Raw genomic sequence first — 16,329 nt, forward strand, 5'->3', positions numbered from 1 at the left:
AATTTAAATCCGCAATATTTCACCATACTCATAAGATTCAACAGGCCATTTTATTTTCAATCATTGATTGATGATGTCGAGCCGTAAGATCGAGCAGTGAGTAACTAAATTGGTGGGTTATAATGTGTAGCGGAGTGATACCTAACCCACTGTTTTAGTTCCGTTTAATTGCCTTGTATGGCGATCAACGACCACCCGCAACATCGAGTAAAGCGCCATTTACATATGATGCTTCATCGGATATTAACCACACTATAGAATTAGCTACTTCAGAAGGTTTGCCAGCGCGTTGCATAGGTATGAATTTTTTCAATTTTTCTGGTCTGTCTCTATCCCCAGCATCGGCATGCATATCTGTACTAATAAGCCCTGGACGGACAGCATTAACTCTTATTCCTTCTGAGGCGACCTCTTTAGACAAACCTAAAGTTAAAGTATCAATTGCTCCTTTAGAGGCTGCGTAATCGATAAACTCATTTGGAGATCCTATTCTTGCAGCTGCAGAAGAAATATTAATAATAGATCCACCTTTACCACCACTTTCATGAGACATTCTCTTCACAGCTTCTTGAGCACAAATAAATGATCCTACTACGTTAATATTAAAAACATCACGGATTCTTGCAGGTGACATATCAACAAACGAAGATATAACAGTTATAGCTCCTGCATTATTAACAAGTGCATCCAGACGACCAAACTCTTTATCAATAATATTAAATAAATTATATATATCTTGCTCGTTGGCAATATCAGTTTTAATTGCTAAAGCTCTACAACCGAGATTTATAATTTTATTAACAATTAATTCAGCCTTTGAAATTTCATTTCTATAAGTAATAACAACATCCCAACCTTTTTGGGCTGCTAATATTGCTGTTTCTGCTCCTATACCCCGACTACCGCCAGTGATTAAAACTAATTTAGATTCCATTAAAATACTCCAAAATTGGATTGATGCAAAGTGACGCCTAACGAGGCTGTAGAATTACTCCAACAGCCAAATTCAATTAAAAAACGAGTCTCTGAGCTCCACCCTAAGCGCTTTTAGCGTACTAGGTAATGCATTTTAACCCCATAAAAAAGGCTATTTTTCTAAATAAAGAGTAATTCTACAGCCTCAACGCCTTGCTCACCGGAAAATTAGGAGCGCAGCGAGTAATTTTTCTGAGTGCAGCAACTTGTTAGGGCTAATTATCAGATCGTAGTAAATTTGTTGCTTTTAAAACTTGAATGCCGTGATAGAAAATATACAGCCCCGCGCTTATAAAGATTAAGCTAATTATTTTTGGTAAAAAACCAAAAAAAGGGTTAGAGAATGTTATAAAAGCAAAAATTCCTGCGCCTGGGAAAAGGAGACCAAATAAAAACATAATTAAAATTCCTGCATTTCCAGATGCACCAGTCGTGGCGTTTTTATATGCGTAACCTTTAAAAACGCCATTATTAATTTTACCCGCCACAGAAACAAAATCATTTTCATTTATCATAGGCGTTTCACTAGACTTTATTTTAACCTGCTGCTTATCTAGTAGAAATATTGAGATATGAGATGTTGACACATGGTCATCCCTTCCTCCTCCGCTTATTTCGGAAGTGTTTCTAACTTTTGTTGCGATACCTTTTATTATTTCCATTGGACGCCCCTATTTTTTGCCCTAACAGCTTAATATTAGCGCATGCGCGTTTACACATTTTCAAACTTATTCAAATATCCCTATAAACCACTGAATTATAATCAGTTTATAACCATATTCACAAAACCAAAAAATGGCTAAACGAGCGTGCCTGTTATCACTTTTATCCCCAGCCTATTATCTCAGTACTGTGAATACTTAATCATTGATCTTAAGGCGATTTTTTATTTTATGCCAGTGTAAACGGTCAAAATATAGTCATTTAAAATATCTAAATGAGCAAGTAATAGGCTGGTTTAAAAATAACCTTTCTACTTATTGGTTTTTCCTATCATGAATTGACTGCGTAAATTTAGGCCATTGGAGTCCGGTTTTTGCATTGAGATAGCGGTCAGAGAAGCAAGGCGAGTGCCTAGAACAAGATCAAACGGCTATCTAAAAAAGTAACGTTGGACGTTGATATTTACGCTGTTCAAAGTGGTGAGATGAAAGTCAGGTCAAAGCCCTTTTTGAATCCGTGTTTCTGGTTACGAGAGGGTCATGGGGCAAAAAGGGATTCGACCCTAATTCTTAATTGGCTGGTTAAGCAATAAAAAGGCGTGAAATCAAGAGACTTGATCGATAATAGAATCAAAGGCAGGAAGTGAAGTTGATGAAATAATAGACAATTAAAAAGAACATAGACATGTTCTTTTAGAAGAAACGCCACAGACTCAATACCTCGTTAAGCGGAATAAAAACAGTGGGATAATCGCGAAGCGATAGCCATCTAGTTTTATTCCGTTTAAACGACTTGTCAGATTTTATGCTGGCTCGACAAATTTAGGATTAACACCGTAATCATTTGTCTCCTGCCCATCTTGAACTAAGAAAACGATCAACACTATGAAACCAATAAGAGGGAGTAACACTATCAGCTGCCACCAACCAGAACGTCCAGTATCATGTAACCTTCTTGCCGCAATACTAATGCTTGGTATGAGTAATCCAAGGCCTACCAACATAGAAATCACATTTAAACCCAGCACCGCCAACACTACGTTGATAATTATATAAATAAGTATAAACATCCAATATTCTTTTCTACGTGCTCGACCTGAAAAGTCGGCGTATTTCTTCAGCGCACCTATAAAATAATCCATTTCAATCTTTCCTTATTATTAAAAAAGTTTTAACCCCTAACGCTATTGGTATGTTTTGCCTTTAAACTTTAACCAACCAGCAATATGATAACCTCTTGGGTCTTTATGAGTCCAATGAACAACACCACCTTTTTTGTTCCACTCATATTCACCATAAAATTGGACTTGGTCGCCAACTGAAATTGAATCAAGCCTTGGTGCAATATCAATATTATGAGCGACTAAGACAGTTTGGCCAGAGGACACTTTAAGAATAAATTTCTGATGACGAATACCTTTATTATCGTCTCTTAATATACGGACAACAGTACCCACACCTTGAACCTGAACATCACTTTGATGATGGTTATATGCATTTTGAAGAGCTGAAGCGTTAGCAAAACTTGCCCATTGGAATAATATGAAGCTAACAAAAATAAATAATAATTTTCTCATGTGCTAAACCTTCCCTGCTTAATAACGCAGTGTCAAATGGACTAAAACAGTTGCTTATAATAACGAGATACGAGTAAAAACCAAGAGCGCCACACCTTAAGCCTCTCTTAATCAATCGTGAAAGCGACGTTTATCAAGGGAAATGATCTCAGCCATTCAATGCAAACCGAAATTCAAAGAGACTTATCCTCAACTGGTCGCAGCTGGAAAACTTAAAACAGTAGCCACCATTGCGTATAGCAGAAAGCTCGTCGTGATCATAAATTCGATAGTGAGAAACGATGTCATATGTGACCCTAAAACGGTTGAACATTAGGAATTGACACCATAGTCACTTGTTATATCTAAACTCTACTCTTCAATTCGCTTAGCTCGAAGCTTTTCACTATTTTCTAAAATAGAACAAAAACGAATTACATCTGTTACGTTTCTAATAGAATATACCGCTCTATTATATTCCTCTCTGTGTTCATCCCACTGACTACATTGAATATAACCAGAAGCGTTTCCAACTACTTCAAAATCAACGCCATGAAATTTTTCTAAGTGCAACTGTATAGAATAGTCACCTATTTCTTCAATTGTATAACCGACTTCATCGGCAAAATTCTTAATAATCCAAAATGCTTTTTTTAAACTTAAGCTCATAATCTATTCCTTAGTGTTGATATTACATAATGACATAACGCTTCGTTAACTGGCGCGTAGGTTGGCGCTGTTTTTGCGCCTTTTCTTTTTAGCAAAAATCGCGACAACCTACGCGTCCGATTTAATTGCCTTGTATGTTCATTATTTCATTTTACTTAGTTCACATTCAAGGATTTCTTGATAGTGCTGAATACCACGCCCAAGATCTCCGCGGTAAGGGTTCTGTGCTTCTAGGTCTTCTTTTGTAAAACTATCGATAGGATCAACAATGTTATCGTTCCATTGAGAGAAAATTGATAAAACCATAGCAGACCGTACTTCTATATTTTCTGAATAACCCGAACCATCAGATTTTTTGAAATAGCTACCGAATAAAAAATTTGAATTGAAAAACATACGATAAAACTTATGCCTAGAATATTCTTCATGTTCTGCACATATTGTTTTATACATCGAAGTTTTAAGGCTATCCCTTAAATTATAATACCTCAATATATGCCGAGCAGAAGTTAACCACATAAGGCGGTCTGCTTTAGGCATATTTGATTCGGAACTTATTTCAATCGTTTCATATGCCCAGCCCAAGGATAATTTTGCTTGGACTATTATTTCTTTGTCATGGTTAGCATCAAAATCATCTTGTTGTTTCTTTTTAGTTGCTCTTAATGAGAAATATGCGATAACAACAGAAACTAAAGTAGCTCCTGAGAAAATGGTTCGTAACAATTCTAAATCCACAGTCATTACATTTAACTCCAAGCCAGCCTATGAACATAACGCCTAATTAACAGGCAAAAAGTAGTTGGCTAAAATAAGTGAACGGAGTGAACAAAAAGCCAACTATTTTTTGTCCTTGTTTAATTTCTTGTTATGCTTTGGCCTGCACCCAAGCTAATATATAAGAAGCAATTAAAGAGCTAGTTACACCTAAAGAAATAGCAAACAAACTTGAAAGTGTTAAAGCCCACACGGGGTATTTTTTAACACCACCCAAAATTCTAAAATATAGATCTTTTCTTATTTTTTTAATTTCTTTTTTAGATAGATCGATATCAGATTTAGAAACCCGTTCATTACTTAGTTTAACTTGGCATTCATCACAGATAATTGGTTCATGACACGAAGCAATTAGGTCTGTTTTGATACCATTCATATCAAATAAACACCCACGAGTTTCGTCATGTGTATAGCCAGTTACTTCACCAAAATCAGGTATTTTATTTGCAGCACGGCGATACAATAAAGTGTAAGCGTATAAAACACGATAAATTACGTTTTCTAGGGGAATATTTGAATGTTCTAAGATCTCTTTGATTTCATTAAACGTAAATACAACCTGATTATTACCTAACCTTCGGGAATACCAATTATCTTCAATTGGAACATTAACAATAGCAATCATGAAATCAGCGTTAAATTGCTTAGGTAATTGTTCTTTTACAAGTTGGTCGGAAAACTCCCAATTGTAACCATCCGAATCGCAATTAAGTGTGAAGCTATCGATGTCTTCCACTACCTCAAAGGTAGAAGATTTCCATTTTTTTATTTTCGCAGCACTAAAGTTTAAAGGCATATGCCCGATAGTTGCCAATTTAACTCTGACTTTACTCATGATCTTCCTTGAGAAGCATAACAGCTTAATAGTGCGCATGCGCGTTTACACATTTTCAAACTCATTCAAATATCTCTATAAACCACTGAATTATAATCAGTTTATAAACATATTCACAAAATTAGAAAATGGATAAACGAGCGTGCGCGTTATCACTTTTATCCCCAGCCCCTTATCTCAGCACTGTGAATACTTAATCATTGATCTTAAGGCGATTTTTTATTTTATGCCAGCGTAAACGGTCAAAATATAGCCATTTAAAATGTCTAAACGAGCAAGTAATAGGCTGATTTAAAAATAACCTTTCTACTTATTGGTTTTTCCTATCATGAATTGACTACGTAAATTTAGGCCATTGGAGTCCGGTTTTTACGTTGAGATAGCGATCAGAGACGCAAGGCGAGTGCCTAGAACAAGGTCAATCGGTGTTTTCGATGAGGTAGGCGGCAGTTTCGAAGAGAAACACCGATTGAGCTGGTGATGGTCGAGTGGTGAGGTGAAGGTCAGGTCAAAGCCCTTTTTGATGCCGTGTTTCTGGTTATGAGAGGCTCATGGTGCAAAAAGGGATTCGACCCTTGAATCACTATAAAGACTGCAAAAAACTTAAATCACTTGAAGCTTCATAACGTCGCCGATCATTTCGACTTTAACCGATTTTAGATTTCATCAAGGCATAAGTTATTTATTATTAGGGTCAGATAAAAATAAAGCTTAATTTTTATCTGACCCTAATTATTAAAGGCCCATGGCTCAGTTCGAAAACACAGGGGATCAATCAGGCATTGAACAATGCTTATTTAAAGAAAGCCGGATTATTACCACTACGTAATGGATGGATCAAGCTTCACTACTCTAAGTGAAACACCCTGTGCGGAGCCGCATGCAGGGTGTTGTGGGGCAGGAGGTTAGAGACCTCCGGCTACCCGATTAACTAGCTATACCCAATGTAAGTTCAACGTTTTCAATAACTTTTTTCGTTAACGGATAATTGCTCTTCAGTTCTAAAAACGTCAAATTTAAACTCCCTTTTTTATGAACAACAGCATGTCTAGCTTTTAAGAGTGAGTCCCATGCGGCATGATTAGGCGAGTTTTCAACTTCACTTAAAAACGATTCTTTATATGTGGTATCGAAACGCTTTAGCGTTTCGTTAATTTTGCTTAAATCAGGGCTTCTAAATTTCTGTGACAAAGTTTTTTTTATGTAATTAGTCGCATATAAATCACCACATAACTCAGCTCTTTTCACAAAAATAGATTCTAGATATTCTTCATATTCCGAGACAATTAAAAGTATTAAACCTGCGACCAAGAATGTTTCCAATTCTTTGTCTTGCATATTTGTTGGATCAAGGCTTTTAATGTGTCCATCGCATATAGCTATTGCGTTTTCAATCCTTTGATAAAGCATTAATCCACCAAATATTTTTTAGCTAATAACATTCTTAATTCAACAATAGCTTCATCGGCTGTCGCTCCTCGAACCCCTTTAATAAAGTCTTCATCTAGTTTCAATTCAGCATATCTTTCTTGTAAATTAGATGAAAAACCATTTATAGCTAAAGTTGTAAATATTGAGTCATATGCAGCTACATTTAAACCTGACCAAATATGGAATGGTTTTTCACCAAGGTGTTCAATTACTTTATCGCAAGTACTTGTAAATAATAGCTCTAGCTCAATAGATGTTTCCTCAGAAACATCTTGCATTTTGCACATGAAATTAGACATAAAGTCTTTAATAGGTCTTGCGTAGTTTTCTCCATCTTCATAGAAAGCAAAAAATCTAAGAATTAGTTCAACATCTTTTTGCCTTCTGTGAGGAACCTCATTCCCAAAGATTTTCCTCCAATTTCTGTAGCTATTTAATTTACACAACAAGTCATTAAAAGCACCATGATAAACACAATTTCTAATTTCTTGCCCAACAAGTTGTGTCCCGCCAGTATTTAACCTTTCAAAGATATGGTAAACACTTGTATTACCATTAGGAGTAATTTGCTTAATAACAAATGCTCTTAGTACACTATCGTTTAATTTATTAAACGCTGGTGTATTGGTTTCCTCTAAATCTTGGTAAGTCTTATTAAAGTATGGGCTATCTTCATTCAAACCAGTCAGTTTGAACACTTTTCTTCTTCCATTTGTATCTGGTTCCCCAAAATAACCATCAAGAAAATAAACAACAGTCATTAAACGTTGCTGACCATCAATTACAAGCTGTTCATTTTTAGCATCGTCGGTGAATAAGAATATTGCTGGAACAGGTAAACCCAGTAAAAAAGATTCAATAAGGCGACTTGCTTGTTTAATATTCCAAACAAAATTTCTTTGAAAACCAGGGACGGTCATACTCCCTTTTTTGAACTTAGAAACTAATCCTTCTAATGTGAAATCAGCTGGGTAAGTTATAACCTCATATGATGCAGGAGGCGTCTCAAGGTCTGCATCTTCACTTTGAAGCACCTCAAGTCCTTCGTTGTATTCAATATCCATATATATCCTTTTTTGTGATGTAAATACTAAAGTTTACGATAGCGAGTTAACACCCCATTAAGGGGAAATTAATAAATTGACTAAAATTTTGAGCGAAGCGAAAATAGCCAACTGTTAATTTTCCTGCTTAAACGGCTTGTTATATTTTTAAACCTCTACGTTCCAGCGAGGTATAAATGTATTATTTGTTTCTTCAGCTGAAATTAGGTTTGATACTAATAAGTTTCTCGTGCCGCCTTTACGAATATCGTAACAGAAAAATTTCTCTGTGCCTGCGGTGATTCGGTAACTATATGGTTCAGCTTCTCTCGTTTCAACGGAACCATCCTTTTCTCGAGCCGTAAGGATAATTGTATGGTGGTTTTTACCTGCGGAATGAATTATATCTTTAATGCTCATAGCGCTCTCCAAGTTGTGAAATGCATCAATAAAGGTATAGAGATTAACCTTACGGAATACAAGGGAATAGTTGAATAAAACTCATACTACAATAAAAATATAACAGCTTAATAGTTCGCACGCGCGTTTACACATTTTCAAACTTATTCAAATTTCTCTATAAATCACTGAATTATAATCAGTTTATGAACATATCCACAAAATCAAAAACTGGCTAAACGAGCGTGCTCTATCACATCTATTTATTAGGGAAGCTCAGCGCGTCACCTCTGAGCTGAAAATTCTTATTCATTGATACTAATAGCCTTTTTATTCATCTACCAGTACAACCTCACAAAATAGTGATTATTTTTTAGACAGATTACATAAGTTTCTGATAACTAAAGAAATAATATACAGCCTTACATTATGAACGAAAGCGGTTGTATGTTGGCTTTTTGGAGCAAGGACTTCAAAAAACTTAAATCACGTGAAGCTTCATAACGTCGCCGATCATTTCGACTTTAACCGATGATTGGCTTTAGACAATCTCCAGTTATTGGCTTTAGACAATCTCCAGTTATTGGCTGCTCTTTTTTAGGTATTCCAACCCACAAGCTCTAGTTCCAGTGCACCCCATCCTAGCCTTCCCCTTGGAAGAAAAAAGGGGAAGGGACAAGCCATCGTATCTATTCAGTTTCGCGGCGGTAAATCCTTGTAAAAGAAATGCTTCAGGTAAGGTCAATCGGTGTTTTCGATGAGGTAGGCGGCAGTTTCGAAGAGAAACACCGATTGAGCTGGTGATGGTCGAGTGGTGAGGTGAAGGTCAGGTCAAAGCCCTTTTTGAAGCCGTGTTTCTGGTTACGAGAGGCTCATGGTGCAAAAAGGGGTTCGACCCTTGCTTCATTACATCACCAGTTATTTCGACTTTAACCGATGATTGGCTTTAGACAATCTCCAGTTATTGGCCTAAAGACCAACCTACAAGAAAATCGCATTCATTGAGTTTTGGACGCTAGCAAAAAGTTACACGTTCAGCAGAGCGTAATAAAGGTCAGGAAAACAAAGCGTTGAAATGGAATCCGTAAAACCAAAGATACAACCCCATCCTAGCCTTCCCCTTGGAAGAAAAAAGGGGAAGGGACAAGCCATCGTATTCAGCCAGTTTTGCAGCTGTAAATTCTTGTAAAAGAAATGCTTCAGGTAAGGTCAATCGGTGTTTTCGATGAGGTAGGCGCTTGTTTTGAAGAGAAAGTTTCGAAGAGAAACACCGATTGAACTAGTGGCGGAATCCTTTAAACAAAAAAACCGCTGAGGTCAGCGGTTTGTCTTTGTTCACAGCTCAAGTACTTATGAAAGTAGGGCTTTCAATGCATTAGTTAATGCGGTCATTTCGGCGTCTGTGCCTATGGTGATGCGTAGGTAGTTGCCGATGCGTGGTTTGTTGCTGCCAAAGAAGCGCACTAGGATGCCTTGTTCTTTGAGTGCAAGGTAGATGGCTTCGGCGTTTTTCTCTGGGTGTGTCACGAAGACGAAGTTGGTTGCCGATGGCAGTACGCTAAAGCCTAGGGCTTTTAGGTCGTTGACAGACTGTTCGCGTGTGGCGATGGTTTTGTCGCAGATTTCTTTTAGGTAGCTTTCGTCTTCTACCGCGGCGGTTGCGCCTGCTAAGGCGATGCGGTCGATTGGGTAGGAGTTGAAGGAGTTTTTCAAACGCTCTAGCCCTTCGATCAAGTCTGGGTGACCCAGTGCATAGCCGACGCGAATACCGGCCAAGGCGCGGGATTTTGATAGGGTTTGCACGACGAGTAGGTTCGGGTATTGGTTCACTAGGGTCGCGGCGCTGTGTGCGCCGAAGTCGACGTAGGCTTCGTCTACTAACACAACCACTTCTGGGTTGGCGTTTAGGATGACTTCGATGTCTGCCAGCGGTAATGCCATGCCCGTTGGTGCATTCGGGTTAGTGACGACGACGCCAGAAACGTCTAGGTTTTGGTAATCTGCTGGTACGATATTGAAGTCGTCATCCAGTGGGATCAGCTTAGGTTCGATGCTGTATAAACCCGCGTACACTTTATAGAAGCTGTAGGTAATGTCGGCAAACGCTAATGGCTTGCCACCCGCAAAGTAGCCCATAAATGCCAAGGCCAGTACTTCGTCTGAACCGTTGCCCACAAACACTTGATCCGCGTTGAGATGATAGCTGGTTGCGAGTGCATTTTTTAGCGTCACGCAATTTGGATCTGGATAAAGTCGTAAGCGTTCACTTACTTGCTCTTGCATGGCAACTAGCGCTTTTGGTGATGGCGCGTAGGGACTTTCGTTGGTGTTTAGCTTGATGTACTTTTTGTCTTGCGGTTGTTCGCCTGGCACATAAGGGTCAAGAGAAGCTATTTTATCTGTCCAAAAACGACTCATTCTACTCTCCATTTGTTAAAGGGGTCAGACCCTTTACGCTGTGGTATTTGCTGCTGGGTATCCATAAAATAAGGCCTCAATTGAGGCCTTATAAATACATTACGATTCGTCAGTCACTGTCCGGCCTAGGATCAGTCCTGAGGCTTCATATGAGGGAACAACAATACGTCACGGATAGATGGCGCATCGGTGAACAACATCACCAAGCGGTCGATACCGATACCTTCACCAGCGGTTGGTGGTAGGCCGTATTCTAGGGCGTTGATGTAATCTGCATCGTAATGCATGGCTTCATCATCACCCGCGTCTTTTTCTGCTACTTGGCGCTTGAAACGTTCAGCTTGGTCTTCAGGGTCGTTAAGCTCCGAGAAGCCATTGGCGATTTCGCGGCCACCAACGAAGAATTCAAAACGGTCAGTAATGAAGTCGTTGTCGTCGTTACGACGTGCAAGAGGTGACACTTCTGCTGGGTATTCTGTGATGAATGTCGGCTGATCCAATTTGTGCTCAGCCGTTTCTTCAAAGATTTCAGTCCATAGTTTACCAAGACCCCAAATCGGTTTAACGTCGATTTTAAGTCCTTTCGCTACGGCAGTGGCTTTTTCTAATGTGCTTAGGTCGTCTGCGGTCAACGTTGGGTTGTAGTGCAGGATAGACTCAAGCATGGTCATGCGAACAAACGGCGCGCCGAAGTCGTATTCAGACCCTTGGTACGTCACTGTCATTGTGCCCAATACTTTATCTGCTACGTCACGCAACATCGCTTCTGTTAGATCCATTAGATCTTTGTAGTCAGCGTACGCTTGGTAGAATTCGATCATGGTGAATTCTGGGTTGTGACGAGTGGAAGTCCCTTCGTTACGGAAGTTACGGTTGATCTCGAATACGCGCTCAAAACCACCCACGACCAAACGCTTCAAGTAAAGCTCAGGAGCGATGCGCAAGTACATGCTCATGTCCATTGCGTTGTGATGCGTAATGAAAGGACGCGCCGTCGCACCACCAGGAATGGTTTGTAGCATTGGCGTTTCTACTTCCATGAAACGACGATCTTCTAGGAAGCGACGAATCGTAGAGATGATTTTTGAACGCATTTGGAACGTAGCACGAGATTCATCGTTAACGATCAAGTCAACATAACGCTGGCGATAGCGCATTTCCATGTCAGACAAACCATGGTGCTTATCTGGCAATGGACGTAATGATTTGGTTAGCAATTGCGCTTCGTGCATGTCAATGTACAAATCGCCTTTACCAGACTTATGCACTGGGCCTGAGATACCAATGATATCGCCCAAATCCCATGTTTTCTGTTCTGCAAGCAATTCAGGGCTCAACACTTTACGGTTGATGTAGGCTTGGATCTGACCTGTCATGTCTTGTAACAACATGAAAGCACCACGGTTACGCACGATACGACCGGCGATGCTAACAACGTGATTCTTTTCTTCTAATGCTGGCTTTTCAATGTCGCCAAATTCTTCTTGTAGGTCGGCGGCGTAAGCGTCGCGACGAAACGCATTAGGGTAGGCATTGCGCTGCTCACGGATGGCAGACAATTTACTGCGACGTTCCGCTACTAAGCGATTGTCTTCAGATTGTGTGTTTAACTCTGTGCTGTTTTCGTTAGACATGATTTGCTAGCTACTCTTCAAAATGGGTTCTGGCGCTTTACAGGCCTTGTTTTAAGCTTGCGACGATAAATTGATCTAGATTGCCATCCAACACCGCGCCTGTGTTTGATGATTCCACACCGGTACGCAAATCTTTAATGCGTGACGCGTCTAGCACGTAGGAGCGAATCTGGCTGCCCCAACCAATGTCAGACTTACTGTCTTCTACTGCTTGCGCTGCTTCGTTGCGTTTCATCATTTCAAATTCGTACAATTTGGCACGAAGTTGTTTCATGGCGAAATCACGGTTAGCGTGCTGCGAGCGCTGATTCTGACACTGTACAACGATGTTCGTTGGAATGTGCGTGATACGAACAGCCGAGTCAGTGGTGTTTACGTGCTGACCACCAGCACCGGATGAACGGTAGGTGTCAGTACGGATATCCGCCGGATTAATCTCGATGTCTACGTTGTCGTCTACTTCTGGAGAAACGAACACAGAGGCAAATGAGGTATGTCGACGATTACCAGAGTCAAATGGCGATTTACGAACCAAGCGATGAACGCCTGTTTCGGTACGTAACCAGCCAAAGGCGTACTCGCCTTCAAAACGAATCGTTGCCGATTTGATACCTGCTACATCGCCAGCGGAGACTTCCATCAGCTCAACTTTAAAGCCTTTGTCTTCACCCCAACGCAAATACATGCGCAATAGGATATTCGCCCAATCCTGAGCTTCGGTACCACCGGAACCAGATTGAATATCAAGGAAGGCGCTACTGGCATCCATCTCCTTGGAAAACATACGGCGAAATTCAAGTTTGGCCAGTAGTTCTTCAAGGTCGGACAATTCAAGCCTAACCGCGTCTACGGATTCTTCATCGTCGTCTTCAACAGCAAGGTCCAATAAATCTTTGGAATCTACTAGGCCGCTTTCCATACTCTCTAACGTATCGACCACGGCTTCTAAAGAAGCGCGTTCTTTACCTAGTTTTTGAGCATAGTCTGGGTCATTCCAAACATCTGGATCTTCAAGTTCTCGGTTAACTTCTTCTAGGCGCTCTTTCTTTGACTCGTAGTCAAAGATACCCCCGGAGGGTTAAAGCACGTTCAGACAGGTCTTTTATCTTAGAAAGTATCGGGTTGATTTCCATATTGGCGTCAATTTGCTATAAACAGTGTGGATAAAGTGAATCTAGAATTGTAACGAATTTACCCGCAGCATAAAATGCCATTTGCTACCTAATGATGGAAAAACAGACCATTTTTTTGTGGGCCTTGCTATCGACTGGAGTCTATATGGACAAGCCAAGCGTTTCAGTGAATATATTGGGACAAACATTTAAGATAAATTGCCCTAAAGGGCATGAAGCAGATTTGAAAGAAGCCGCTGAGTATCTCAACAATCAAATGCGCGGAATCAAAGCCGGTGGAAAAATCATCGGTTTAGAAAAGATTGCCGTATTAGCTGCATTGAATATTACTCACGATATGCTTTCAGGGCAAAAACACGCCCGTTCAAACGAGCAACAACTGCGAGAACTGACTTCACAGTTGGATTCGGCTTTAACGCATAAAACAAAAGCTGGTTAAAGAGTAATCCACACGGATTATTCTTTAACCTATTTTTTGCATTGCAAGCTAGACAACACGAATATTCTTCATATAGCTCAGAAAACATAAGAGGAGTATGGGTGATTTCTACTAGAAGTTACTTTATACTTCTCTTGTTTCCTGGGTTGTTCGAGGCGGCTTAACGCCCTTGAGCCTATGAGTAATACCCCGGAAGGAGACTGTGAGTTTGGTGTGCATGTCCGTGCGTCGGAAAGCCTAAAAAACTTCAGATCCCTCCACCTTGAACCACTGGGTTCAAGGCCAATAGTCGAAACGGCAACTTGGGAAACTCTTTTATGCCTTCACCTTCTAATTCTAGAGAAATACTCAGACGCCAACTGCGTCAAGCCAGACGACACTTGTCCAACGAAGCACAAGCACTTGCTGCTGAGCAACTTATTGCTCAATTCGTTACCAGCCCTTTATCTGACACTCTTTCTCAAGGTACTCGTATTGCACTTTACCTGAGCAACGATGGTGAAATCTCCCCAGATTCCTTATGCCAATATTTTTGGCAACACAACATTGACGTTTATTTGCCAGTCATCCATGACAACGCACTAAAATTTGCACGTTATACTTCGACATCCGAATGGACTGAAAATCGTTTTGGCATTAAAGAACCCATTGATTCAGACCCCATTGATGGATTAGAACTGGACGCGGTATTTTTGCCTTTGGTCGGCTTTGATGTTGAAGGCGGTCGTTTAGGCATGGGCGGTGGTTTTTATGATCGCACCTTTGAGCATAAACAAGCCCACTCTACTCCTGTTTTAATCGGATTGGCTCATGATTGCCAAGAAGTGGCTAAACTGCCAGTGGAAAGCTGGGATGTGCCTCTTGATATCATACTGACGCCTTCTTCTTTGATTCAACTTAATCCCTAGCGCCCAATACTTAGAACACTTAGCGCCTAGTGGTGACAACGAACAAGATCAAATACAAAAAGACCGATATGAGGCAATCTTATCGGTCTTTTTATGCGTCACGTAGCTAGCGTTGACGTCTCAACCAGCGCATGGATTAAAACGCCATATCATAACCAATAGAAAGAGCCATGCTTCTTGGCAGCACGCTACCACCTTCTATTTTTTGCAAACCATAAGCGACATCGACGTTAAGGCGACGGAACAAGGTCAAACCTGCGGTCACATAACTCAGTTGCGTACCAGCAAAGTTCTCGCGATAACCAACTCTTAAGCCTGGTGCAAACACCGAATCACTAAAGTACGCCAGCGAGACAACGCCCCATTGGTAATCATCGCCTACTGGGTCTTTTACGCCATTAACATCGTAAGATGCAGATAAGATCCATTGTCTATTTCGTGAAGTAATCGCCCCATCAATGGTGCCTTGCACTTCCATTTTATAGGTGTCTGAAAGTGATAATTTGCCATCACCAGCCAACGCATTGGCGGCTTGACAGCTGGTCAATGAAGAGCCCGATAATCCTGAGCAATCGCCCAAATCACCAAAATCAAACGTGGGCTGATTTATATTGGCAAGGGTCGCACCAAGCTGATAATGATTGCTTACCCAAATCGCCCCTAGATCAATGCCCACGCCCGACGAGGCCTTTTTTCCGTCGGTTAACGAATCCATGAAGACATCGCTCGCATCGTCATTCTCGTCTGTTAATACTGCTAAAGAACGACCTAACGAGATTCTATGAAAATTGGCTTTCACGCCGCCGACCAATTCGCCAACCGGTGTTCTTAGCATTAATTGACTGTAACCAAGGCCAACACGAATGTCTGTGGCGGCTTTCACATACAAAGAGGTATTTGAACTCAGCTTATAATCTGAACCTGATGCTGTGGAAGTAATGTCGTCTGATAAGACATTTGCCTTACCAACAAAAGAGCCACTGGCATCCAGTATAAACGCACCGCGCGTACGGGTTTTATAAATGAAAGGCATAAAAGGCACTTGAGTACTGCCAGACACTTTGACATAAGCACTATCGGCAATATCACTAATAATAGAATTGGCATCGCCTATGGCTGCGTTCGCTTCTGCCACTGACGAATAATTAGTGCGATCTAGAATATTCTCTAAATCATCCACTCGATCGGTGAAATGACTCACTTTACCCACTTCGTAAGACAAACCAATGGGCCCTAAAAACCCCGCTCGCCAGCTTTTACCCGCCGATGTACTGGCCATAACATAGGGTGCTGCTGGGTTAGAAAGCGATGTGGATAAGGCCCGAGGATTCACTGCGCCACTTAATGTGTAACTGGAACCAACCGGTAAATACACTGGCATGGCAGCCATGGCAGCACTGCTCAGCAGGCACATTGCTGTCAAAGTAAGAGACTTCTTCATGTTTTCAAC

16 protein-coding genes, 1 other RNA gene and 1 pseudogene are annotated in these 16,329 nt (G+C 40.6%); 4 read left to right on the plus strand and 14 right to left on the minus strand.

The annotated features are described in order from the left end of the window. Window positions 1-184: 184 nt before the first annotated feature. The 4 genes from E0D70_RS08260 to E0D70_RS08275 form a co-directional block, all read right to left on the minus strand. Window positions 185-934 (minus strand): SDR family oxidoreductase, encoded by a 750-nt coding sequence (locus tag E0D70_RS08260; RefSeq protein WP_133011796.1) that lies wholly within the window; start codon window positions 932-934, stop codon window positions 185-187. A 256-nt stretch (window positions 935-1,190) separates the two neighbouring features. Then, window positions 1,191-1,637, minus strand: coding sequence for a hypothetical protein (locus E0D70_RS08265; protein WP_133011797.1), 447 nt, complete (start codon window positions 1,635-1,637; stop codon window positions 1,191-1,193). Between the two features lie 803 nt (window positions 1,638-2,440). Continuing rightward, window positions 2,441-2,779: a DUF805 domain-containing protein gene (locus tag E0D70_RS08270; protein ID WP_133011798.1), complete on the minus strand. Its 339-nt coding sequence runs from the start codon at window positions 2,777-2,779 to the stop codon at window positions 2,441-2,443. A 42-nt stretch (window positions 2,780-2,821) separates the two neighbouring features. After that, entirely contained in the window at window positions 2,822-3,214 is a 393-nt protein-coding gene (locus E0D70_RS08275; protein ID WP_133011799.1) for a DUF3465 domain-containing protein, read from the minus strand. Between the two features lie 142 nt (window positions 3,215-3,356). Between E0D70_RS08275 and E0D70_RS17625 the strand changes: the two are divergent. Further along, window positions 3,357-3,530, plus strand: a pseudogene (locus E0D70_RS17625) (IS110 family transposase); the annotation flags it as partial. 35 nt (window positions 3,531-3,565) lie between these two features. Here E0D70_RS17625 and E0D70_RS08280 read toward each other — a convergent pair. The 9 genes from E0D70_RS08280 to prfB form a co-directional block, all read right to left on the minus strand. Beyond that, a complete protein-coding gene (locus E0D70_RS08280) occupies window positions 3,566-3,862 on the minus strand; it encodes a hypothetical protein (RefSeq protein ID WP_133011800.1) in 297 nt (98 codons plus the stop codon). Between the two features lie 141 nt (window positions 3,863-4,003). Further along, window positions 4,004-4,606 (minus strand): hypothetical protein, encoded by a 603-nt coding sequence (locus E0D70_RS08285; RefSeq protein WP_133011801.1) that lies wholly within the window; start codon window positions 4,604-4,606, stop codon window positions 4,004-4,006. 124 nt (window positions 4,607-4,730) lie between these two features. Beyond that, window positions 4,731-5,474 carry a hypothetical protein gene (locus E0D70_RS08290; RefSeq protein WP_133011802.1) on the minus strand — a complete coding sequence of 248 codons (744 nt, stop codon included), beginning with the start codon at window positions 5,472-5,474 and terminating at the stop codon, window positions 4,731-4,733. A gap of 927 nt (window positions 5,475-6,401) precedes the next feature. Then, on the minus strand, window positions 6,402-6,884 hold the full coding sequence (locus tag E0D70_RS08295; RefSeq protein ID WP_133011803.1) for a HEPN domain-containing protein: 483 nt from the start codon (window positions 6,882-6,884) through the stop codon (window positions 6,402-6,404). Then, window positions 6,884-7,969 carry a DUF262 domain-containing protein gene (locus E0D70_RS08300; RefSeq protein WP_133011804.1) on the minus strand — a complete coding sequence of 362 codons (1,086 nt, stop codon included), beginning with the start codon at window positions 7,967-7,969 and terminating at the stop codon, window positions 6,884-6,886. The genes E0D70_RS08295 and E0D70_RS08300 overlap by 1 nt, the downstream gene beginning before the upstream one ends. A 147-nt stretch (window positions 7,970-8,116) precedes the next feature. Then, complete coding sequence (locus E0D70_RS08305; RefSeq protein ID WP_133011805.1) at window positions 8,117-8,368, minus strand: hypothetical protein; 252 nt, start codon at window positions 8,366-8,368, stop codon at window positions 8,117-8,119. A 1,329-nt stretch (window positions 8,369-9,697) separates the two neighbouring features. Further along, window positions 9,698-10,765, minus strand: a complete 1,068-nt coding sequence (hisC, locus tag E0D70_RS08310) for a histidinol-phosphate transaminase (RefSeq protein WP_133011806.1) — start codon at window positions 10,763-10,765, stop codon at window positions 9,698-9,700. 131 nt (window positions 10,766-10,896) lie between these two features. Next, window positions 10,897-12,399 carry a lysine--tRNA ligase gene (lysS, locus tag E0D70_RS08315; protein WP_133011807.1) on the minus strand — a complete coding sequence of 501 codons (1,503 nt, stop codon included), beginning with the start codon at window positions 12,397-12,399 and terminating at the stop codon, window positions 10,897-10,899. 37 nt (window positions 12,400-12,436) lie between these two features. After that, window positions 12,437-13,532 (minus strand): peptide chain release factor 2 gene (gene prfB, locus E0D70_RS08320; RefSeq protein ID WP_133011808.1). Its coding sequence is split into 2 segments (ribosomal slippage): window positions 12,437-13,459 and window positions 13,461-13,532, totalling 1,095 coding nucleotides; the frame shifts between segments, so codons are not numbered across the junction. Between the two features lie 145 nt (window positions 13,533-13,677). Between prfB and E0D70_RS08325 the strand changes: the two genes are divergently transcribed. From E0D70_RS08325 to E0D70_RS08335, 3 genes are all read left to right on the plus strand, one after another. Continuing rightward, on the plus strand, window positions 13,678-13,971 hold the full coding sequence (locus E0D70_RS08325; RefSeq protein WP_133011809.1) for a cell division protein ZapA: 294 nt from the start codon (window positions 13,678-13,680) through the stop codon (window positions 13,969-13,971). Between the two features lie 135 nt (window positions 13,972-14,106). Next, window positions 14,107-14,284, plus strand: a non-coding RNA gene (gene ssrS / locus E0D70_RS08330) — 6S RNA. Window positions 14,285-14,288: 4 nt separating this feature from the next. Continuing rightward, window positions 14,289-14,879 (plus strand): 5-formyltetrahydrofolate cyclo-ligase, encoded by a 591-nt coding sequence (locus E0D70_RS08335; protein ID WP_133011810.1) that lies wholly within the window; start codon window positions 14,289-14,291, stop codon window positions 14,877-14,879. 136 nt (window positions 14,880-15,015) lie between these two features. Here E0D70_RS08335 and traF read toward each other — a convergent pair whose 3' ends face one another. Then, window positions 15,016-16,320, minus strand: a complete 1,305-nt coding sequence (gene traF / locus E0D70_RS08340) for a conjugal transfer protein TraF (protein ID WP_133011811.1) — start codon at window positions 16,318-16,320, stop codon at window positions 15,016-15,018. Window positions 16,321-16,329: the final 9 nt, after the last annotated feature.

The sequence above is a fragment of the Marinomonas flavescens genome (assembly GCF_004352835.1).
GTDB classification, from domain to species: domain Bacteria; phylum Pseudomonadota; class Gammaproteobacteria; order Pseudomonadales; family Marinomonadaceae; genus Marinomonas; species Marinomonas flavescens.

Coding starts and splice junctions, on each gene's coding strand:
- E0D70_RS08260 (WP_133011796.1), bottom strand. CDS start 934: ATGGAATCTAAATTAGTTTTAATCACTGGCGGTAGTCGGGGTATAGGA.
- E0D70_RS08265 (WP_133011797.1), bottom strand. CDS start 1,637: ATGGAAATAATAAAAGGTATCGCAACAAAAGTTAGAAACACTTCCGAA.
- E0D70_RS08270 (WP_133011798.1), bottom strand. CDS start 2,779: ATGGATTATTTTATAGGTGCGCTGAAGAAATACGCCGACTTTTCAGGT.
- E0D70_RS08275 (WP_133011799.1), bottom strand. CDS start 3,214: ATGAGAAAATTATTATTTATTTTTGTTAGCTTCATATTATTCCAATGG.
- E0D70_RS08280 (WP_133011800.1), bottom strand. CDS start 3,862: ATGAGCTTAAGTTTAAAAAAAGCATTTTGGATTATTAAGAATTTTGCC.
- E0D70_RS08285 (WP_133011801.1), bottom strand. CDS start 4,606: ATGACTGTGGATTTAGAATTGTTACGAACCATTTTCTCAGGAGCTACT.
- E0D70_RS08290 (WP_133011802.1), bottom strand. CDS start 5,474: ATGAGTAAAGTCAGAGTTAAATTGGCAACTATCGGGCATATGCCTTTA.
- E0D70_RS08295 (WP_133011803.1), bottom strand. CDS start 6,884: ATGCTTTATCAAAGGATTGAAAACGCAATAGCTATATGCGATGGACAC.
- E0D70_RS08300 (WP_133011804.1), bottom strand. CDS start 7,969: ATGGATATTGAATACAACGAAGGACTTGAGGTGCTTCAAAGTGAAGAT.
- E0D70_RS08305 (WP_133011805.1), bottom strand. CDS start 8,368: ATGAGCATTAAAGATATAATTCATTCCGCAGGTAAAAACCACCATACA.
- hisC (WP_133011806.1), bottom strand. CDS start 10,765: ATGAGTCGTTTTTGGACAGATAAAATAGCTTCTCTTGACCCTTATGTG.
- lysS (WP_133011807.1), bottom strand. CDS start 12,399: ATGTCTAACGAAAACAGCACAGAGTTAAACACACAATCTGAAGACAAT.
- E0D70_RS08325 (WP_133011809.1), top strand. CDS start 13,678: ATGGACAAGCCAAGCGTTTCAGTGAATATATTGGGACAAACATTTAAG.
- E0D70_RS08335 (WP_133011810.1), top strand. CDS start 14,289: ATGCCTTCACCTTCTAATTCTAGAGAAATACTCAGACGCCAACTGCGT.
- traF (WP_133011811.1), bottom strand. CDS start 16,320: ATGAAGAAGTCTCTTACTTTGACAGCAATGTGCCTGCTGAGCAGTGCT.